The organism is Demequina sp. (genome assembly GCF_024642165.1).
Taxonomy (GTDB): domain Bacteria; phylum Actinomycetota; class Actinomycetes; order Actinomycetales; family Demequinaceae; genus Demequina.
Window position 1 is genome coordinate 1 of record NZ_JAHEBP010000125.1, and the last position, 5,907, is coordinate 5,907.

At 73.7% G+C, this 5,907-nt stretch carries 5 protein-coding genes and 1 pseudogene; 2 read left to right on the forward strand and 4 right to left on the reverse strand.

Annotated features, from left to right (window positions below; all coding sequences use genetic code 11):
* The coding region (gene ahcY, locus Q0L54_RS09920; RefSeq protein WP_296667718.1) for an adenosylhomocysteinase at positions 1-1,284 on the forward strand (1,284 nt) is incomplete at its 5' end.
* 36 nt (positions 1,285-1,320) lie between these two features.
* On the opposite strand, the gene Q0L54_RS09925 is transcribed toward ahcY, so the two are convergent.
* Positions 1,321-2,142, reverse strand: coding sequence for an RDD family protein (locus Q0L54_RS09925; protein ID WP_296667720.1), 822 nt, complete (start codon positions 2,140-2,142; stop codon positions 1,321-1,323).
* A gap of 41 nt (positions 2,143-2,183) precedes the next feature.
* On the opposite strand from Q0L54_RS09925, the gene Q0L54_RS09930 reads away from it, so the two are divergent.
* Positions 2,184-3,179 (forward strand): stage II sporulation protein M, encoded by a 996-nt coding sequence (locus tag Q0L54_RS09930; RefSeq protein ID WP_296667722.1) that lies wholly within the window; start codon positions 2,184-2,186, stop codon positions 3,177-3,179.
* 128 nt (positions 3,180-3,307) lie between these two features.
* Here the strand turns inward: Q0L54_RS09930 and Q0L54_RS09935 are convergent, their stop codons facing one another.
* From Q0L54_RS09935 to Q0L54_RS09945, 3 genes and pseudogenes are all read right to left on the reverse strand, one after another.
* Positions 3,308-4,597, reverse strand: coding sequence for a DUF58 domain-containing protein (locus Q0L54_RS09935; protein WP_296667724.1), 1,290 nt, complete (start codon positions 4,595-4,597; stop codon positions 3,308-3,310).
* A gap of 1 nt (position 4,598) precedes the next feature.
* Positions 4,599-5,648, reverse strand: a complete 1,050-nt coding sequence (locus Q0L54_RS09940; protein ID WP_296667726.1) for a MoxR family ATPase — start codon at positions 5,646-5,648, stop codon at positions 4,599-4,601.
* A pseudogene (locus tag Q0L54_RS09945) lies at positions 5,645-5,907 on the reverse strand (DUF4350 domain-containing protein); the annotation flags it as partial. The pseudogene Q0L54_RS09945 and the gene Q0L54_RS09940, both read right to left, overlap by 4 nt.

The following is a 5,907-nucleotide window of genomic DNA, read 5'->3' on the forward strand; positions in this document are numbered from 1 at the left end:
ATGACCACGCAGACCGCGGTCCTGATCGAGACGCTCACGGCACTGGGCGCCCAGGTGCGCTGGGCGTCCTGCAACATCTTCTCCACGCAGGACGATGCGGCGGCGGCGATCGTGGTGGGCGCGGGCACGTACTCGGCGCCGGCCGGTGTGCCGGTGTTCGCGATCAAGGGCGAGACCATCCGCGAGTACTGGGAGTACACGGATCGGATCCTCACGTGGGAGGGCCACGACGGTCCCACCATCATCCTGGACGACGGGGGCGATGCCACGCTGATGATCCACGAGGGGGTGCGCTTCGAGAAGGCCGGGGCGGTGCCACCGGCCCTCGAGGAGGAGGACCCGGAGTTCGACGCCGAGGTCGAGGGCATGCGGGCGGTGCTGCGGCGCTCTCTCGCCGCGGACCCGACCAGGTTCACCCGCATGGCCGCAGGAATCGTGGGGGTGAGCGAGGAGACCACCACGGGCGTGCATCGGCTGGACCAGATGCACGCGCGCGGCGACCTGCTGTTCCCCGCGATCAACGTCAACGACTCGGTGACCAAGTCCAAGTTCGACAACCGGTACGGCATCCGTCACTCGCTCCCCGATGGGCTCAACAGGGCGACCGACGTGCTGATCGGCGGCAAGATCGCCTTCGTGTGCGGCTACGGCGACGTGGGCAAGGGGGCCGCGGAGGCGCTGCGCGGCCAGGGCGCGCGCGTGGTGGTATCCGAGGTGGACCCGATCTGCGCGCTGCAGGCGGCGATGGACGGCTACGAGGTCGCGCGCGTCGAGGACTACGTGGACCGCGCCGACTTCTTCATCACCACCACCGGCAACAAGGACATCATCACCGTCGAGCACATGGCCGCGATGAAGGACAAGGCGATCGTCGCCAACGTGGGCCACTTCGACAACGAGATCGCGATGGCCGGCCTGGGTCGCTCGGGCGCCAAGCTGACGCCGATCAAGCCGCAGGTGGACGAGTGGGTGTTCCCCAGCGGGCGCAGCATCATCGTGCTGAGCGAGGGCAGGCTCATGAACCTGGGGAACGCCACGGGCCACCCCAGCTTCGTGATGAGCGCATCGTTCACCAACCAGGTGCTCGCGCAGGTGGAGCTGTGGACCAACCTCGCGGCGTACCCGCTGGGCGTCCACCGGCTGCCCAAGGAGCTGGACGAGCAGGTGGCGCGCCTTCACCTCGACGCGCTGGGGGTGCGGCTGACCCGGCTGAGCCCGTCACAGGCCGACTACCTGGGCCTCTCCGCCGATGGCCCGTTCAAGTCGGAGCACTACCGGTACTGAGGCGCGGCGGCGCCGGACCCGGCGCGCATCGTCCCGTCAGTCGGCGTCGGCGATGCCGTACGGCAGCCGGCGCAGCGCCTCGCCGTCGCTCTCCGCGCGCGCCATCCGCGCGCTCTCGAGCCGCCACTCGCGGTCCCGCCGCTCGACCAGCACCGCGGTCATGAAGGTCTCGGGGTGGGTGCCCGGCGGAGGCGGCGGGGCGACGTGCTCGCCCACTTCCTGTGCGAGCCGGGTGCCGATGCGCACGCGCGACGGCGCGTGGATGGTGTCGACGCGGGCGAGGAACATGCGCGTGGTGAGGGCCAGGCCGTCGGGCAACCGCGTGATGTCCGCCGTGCGGGCCCACTCGCCCAGTCCGATCGGCATGCTCAGCGGCGGCAGGGCGCGCTTGGCGCCGCGGGTGCGCATCGCGTAGGTGCCCGCGAGGTAGTCCCCGATCCGCTTGCCGCGCGAGCCGAGCGCGGACACGGTGATGGCCAGCACGCCGCCGGTGCCGTAGATCTCGAGCACACCGGCGAGCGCGCGCATCGCGGCGTGGCGGGCGGCGACGGGACCGCCGTCGTCGCGGACGATGCGCAGGCCCGCGGCCCAGCGTCCCAGCGACCGGCCGCGGGAGAGCGTCTCCACGAGCGTCGGGATGAGCACCAGGGAGACCACCACCCAGCCGATGGTGACGGCGCGGGGCCACGCGCCGCCGAGTCCGGTGAGCGCGCTGTTGAGCACCGAGATCCCGAGCAGCAGCACGGCCACGGTCGCGATCATGTCGATGAGGCCCGAAAGGATGCGCAGCGGCACCGGGGCCGCGCTCGAGTCGAGCACCACTCCCTCGCCGATGAGGATCGCGTCCTCGTCCGCCATGCGCTCCCCCTCCTCGGTGCCTCCTGTGGCATCGTAGCGGCGTGGACATCGACTCCTTCGGCGCCGTGCGAGAGGCCCGCTGGGCACGCCTCAAGGAGCTGAGCCGCGCGCGCCGCCTCACCGGGGCGGAGGCCGACGAGCTCACCCGTCTGTACCAGGCGACCGCGGGCGACCTGGCCACGGTCCGCTCGGCGGCGCCCGAGCCGAGCATCGTGTCGCGCCTCTCCGTCCTGCTCGCCACGGCGCGCGTGTGGCTCACCGGCGCCCACACGGCCTCGACGCGCGAGGTGGTGCGGTACCTCGTGGTGGGCCTGCCCGCGGCGCTGTACCGCGTGCGCTGGTGGGGCGTGGGCGTGGCCGCGGCGGTGGTGCTGATGGCCTTCATCTCGGGCTGGTGGACCCTCACTCACCCCGACGCGCTCGAGCTGATCGGCCCGCCCGAGACGCGCGCCGCGATCGCCGAGCAGGAGTTCGCCAGCTACTACACCGAGTACGACTCGACGTCGTTCGCGGCCAGCGTGTGGACCAACAACGGATGGCTGGCGGCGCAATGCATCGCCTTCGGCATCACCGGGATCTTCCCGCTCATCCTCATGTACAACACGGTGATCCAGCTGGGCGTCGCGGGCGCGGTCATGGCCGAGCAGGGCGCGCTCGACATCTTCTTCCAGCTCATCGCGCCGCACGGGCTGCTCGAGCTGTCTGCGGTGTTCGTGGCGGCGGGCACGGGCCTGCGGCTCTTCTGGACGATGCTGGTGCCGGGTGCGCGGCCGCGCGGGCGCGCCCTCGCCGAGGAGGGGCGGGGCGCGGTGGGCGTGGCCCTGGGCCTGGTGCTGGCGCTGTTCGCGTCCGGCCTGATCGAGGGCTATGTGACGGGCTCGACGATGCCGTGGTGGCTCAAGATCGTGATCGGCGTGATCGCGGTGACGGCGTTCTGGATGTACGTGTTCGTCGCCGGTCGAGCGGCCACCCGCGCGGGCGCCACCGGCGACTCCGAGGGTGACTTCGCGACCGACAAGGTGGCGCTCGCCGGCTGACCGCCGCACGCTCCGCCCTGACACTGCGCACGGATCGAGACGCGACACGCCGGTGAATGGGCCTGATCCGAGGTTCGCGACCGGGGTGTCGGCGCCAACTCCGTGCGGAGTGTCGGCGGGGGTGCGGGTTAGAGCCGGCCCGCCGCCTTGAGCGCCAGGTAGCGGTCGCAGACCGCGGGCGCCAGCTCTTCGGGTGGCGCCAGCACCACCTCCGCCCCGAGTCGGCGCAGCCGCGTCGCCACCGCCTCGCGCTCGATCAGGGCGCGCGCCGCCGCGCCGGCGCCGTACAGGGCCGTGACGTCGTCGCGGGCGGCCAGCATGGCCGTGAGCTCCGGGTCCTCCACCGATCCCACCAGCACCTGATGGCGACGCTGGAGTGCAGCGACAGCCTCGATGAGCCCCGAGTCCATGGCCGAGGTGTCGACCGTCGTGAGCAGCACCACCAGCGACCGCTGCGACAGCCGGGACTGCACCAGGCGCACGAGCGCGGGCCAGTCCGGCTCCAGGAGGGACGGCTCGACGTCCGCGATGGCGTCCGCGAGCGCCGCGACGATGCGGGGACCGGGGGCGGCGGCCCGCGCGCGTTCGCTGCGGTCGAAGGCGGTGGCCTGGACTCGGTCGCCGGCGCGCGAGGCGAGCGCGGCGAGCAGCAGGCCCGCCTCGATCGAGGCGTCGAGCCGCGGCGCGTCGCCCACCCGCGCCGCGGACAGCCGGGCGCTGTCGAGCGCGACCAGCACCCGGCGGTCCCGCTCGGGGCGGAACGTGCGCACCTCGACCTCGCCGCGGCGGGCGGTGGCGCGCCAGTCGATGGCCCGCACGTCGTCGCCGATCACGTACTCCCGCAGCGAGTCGAACTCCGAGCCGGCGCCCTTGAGGCGCACGGCGGTGCGACCGTCGATCTCGCGCAGCCGCTGCAGGCGCGACGGCAGGTGTCGCCGGGACGCGAACTCGGGCAGCACCCGGAGCCGCGCCGGCGCCTCGATCGAGCGCTGCCGGCCCGCCAGGCGCAGCGGCCCGTAGGTGCGCACCGTCACCGCTCCGGCGTGGCGATCGCCGCGGCGGGTGGGCCGCAGCCGCGTCCGGAAGGTCTCCGTCTCGCCGGGACCCAGCGCGAAGGCGTGCCGGGTCTCTGCCGCGCCCGCCGAGGGCTGCCACGCGTCCCGCACGGCGCCGCGCAGGCGCCGCCGGCCCAGGTTGGCGACCGTGACGGAGGTGGCGGTGGTCTGGGTCAGCCGCACCGAGCCGGGCGCGTCGCGCCGCACGCCGACGGTGGCCGTCCGCGGCGCCATCCATGCGTCGATCAGCGCGAGCGCGACCACGCCGAGCACCCAGCCCCACGCGAGCGCGCGGGACTGGGCGATCGCCGCGGGGATCGCCCCGAGCGCCGCCAGCGCGACCGACCAGCCGGTAATGTGCATCTCAGCGCGGCACGGGCACCGTGGAGAGCACGGAGGTGAGCACCGAGGTCGCAGTGACGCCCTCGAGCTCGGCCTCGGCGCGCACCTGGATGCGGTGCGAGAGCGTCCAGCCCGCGAGAGCCTTGACGTCGTCGGGCGAGACGTACTCGCGGCCGCGCATCCACGCCCACGCGCGCGACGTCGCCATCAGGGCGGTCGCGCCGCGGGGCGACACCCCGAGCGACACCGACGGCGCCTCCCGGGTGGCGCGGCAGATGTCCACGATGTACCCGACCACGTCCTCGGACAGCGCCACGCGGGCGGCGGCCGCGCGCGCCTGCTCGAGGTCGCCGATGCCTGCGACCGGGCCCACCCCGGCCGCCGCCAGGTCCCGGGGGTCGAAGCCGGACGCGTGCCGGCGCACCACCTCCGCCTCCGACGCGCGGTCCGGCAGCACCACGGGCAGCTTGAGCATGAAGCGGTCGAGCTGGGCCTCGGGCAAGGGATACGTGCCCTCGTACTCGACCGGGTTCTGGGTGGCGATGACCAGGAACGGGTCCGGGAGCCTCCGGGGCTCGCCGTCCACCGTCACCTGCCGCTCCTCCATGGCCTCGAGCAGCGCGGACTGCGTCTTCGGGGGAGTGCGGTTGATCTCGTCCGCGAGCAGCAGGTTGGTGAACACCGGCCCCGCGCGGAAGGAGAATGCACCGGTGCGCGCGTCGTAGACCAGCGAGCCCGTCACGTCGCCGGGCATGAGGTCGGGCGTGAACTGCACGCGCTTCGTGTCCACATCGAGCGCGGCCGCCAGCGCGCGCACCAGCAGCGTCTTGGCGACGCCCGGCACGCCCTCGAGCAGCACGTGCCCGCGGCACAGCAGGGCGATCACCAGGCCGGTCACCACCTGGTCCTGGCCCACCACGGCCTTGCCCACCTCGGTGCGCAACCGTCCCAGCGCCGCACGCGCGCCGGGTTCCGGATCGGGGGCAGGCGCAGGCGCGGGAGCCGGCGGGACGGACGATGCGGCGGGTTCGTAGGCCTCGGGAGTGCCGTCGGAAGGGGTGGTCTCGGTCACGGTCGGTGAACCTCGCTTTCCAGTGCGTCGAGCTCGGAGATCAGGGTGATGAGCGCGGAATCGTCCGCGGGCGGGGGGCCATAGAGGAGACGTTCGACGGAGCCCGGGTCCCGTCCGGTCGCGCGGGAGAGGCCATCGACCAGCGCCGCCCGCCCGTCGCTGCGGGAGACGCCGATCCGGCGGCCGATGCGCATGGCGGCTGCGGCACGCAGCGCCGCGGCCGCGCGTCCGGTGGCCCCGGCGCGGCGATACAGGCGGG

Excerpts from the sequence above, each read along its gene's own strand:
- Q0L54_RS09935 (WP_296667724.1), bottom strand. The coding sequence starts at position 4,597 with ATGCACATTACCGGCTGGTCGGTCGCGCTGGCGGCGCTCGGGGCGATC.
- Q0L54_RS09925 (WP_296667720.1), bottom strand. The coding sequence starts at position 2,142 with ATGGCGGACGAGGACGCGATCCTCATCGGCGAGGGAGTGGTGCTCGAC.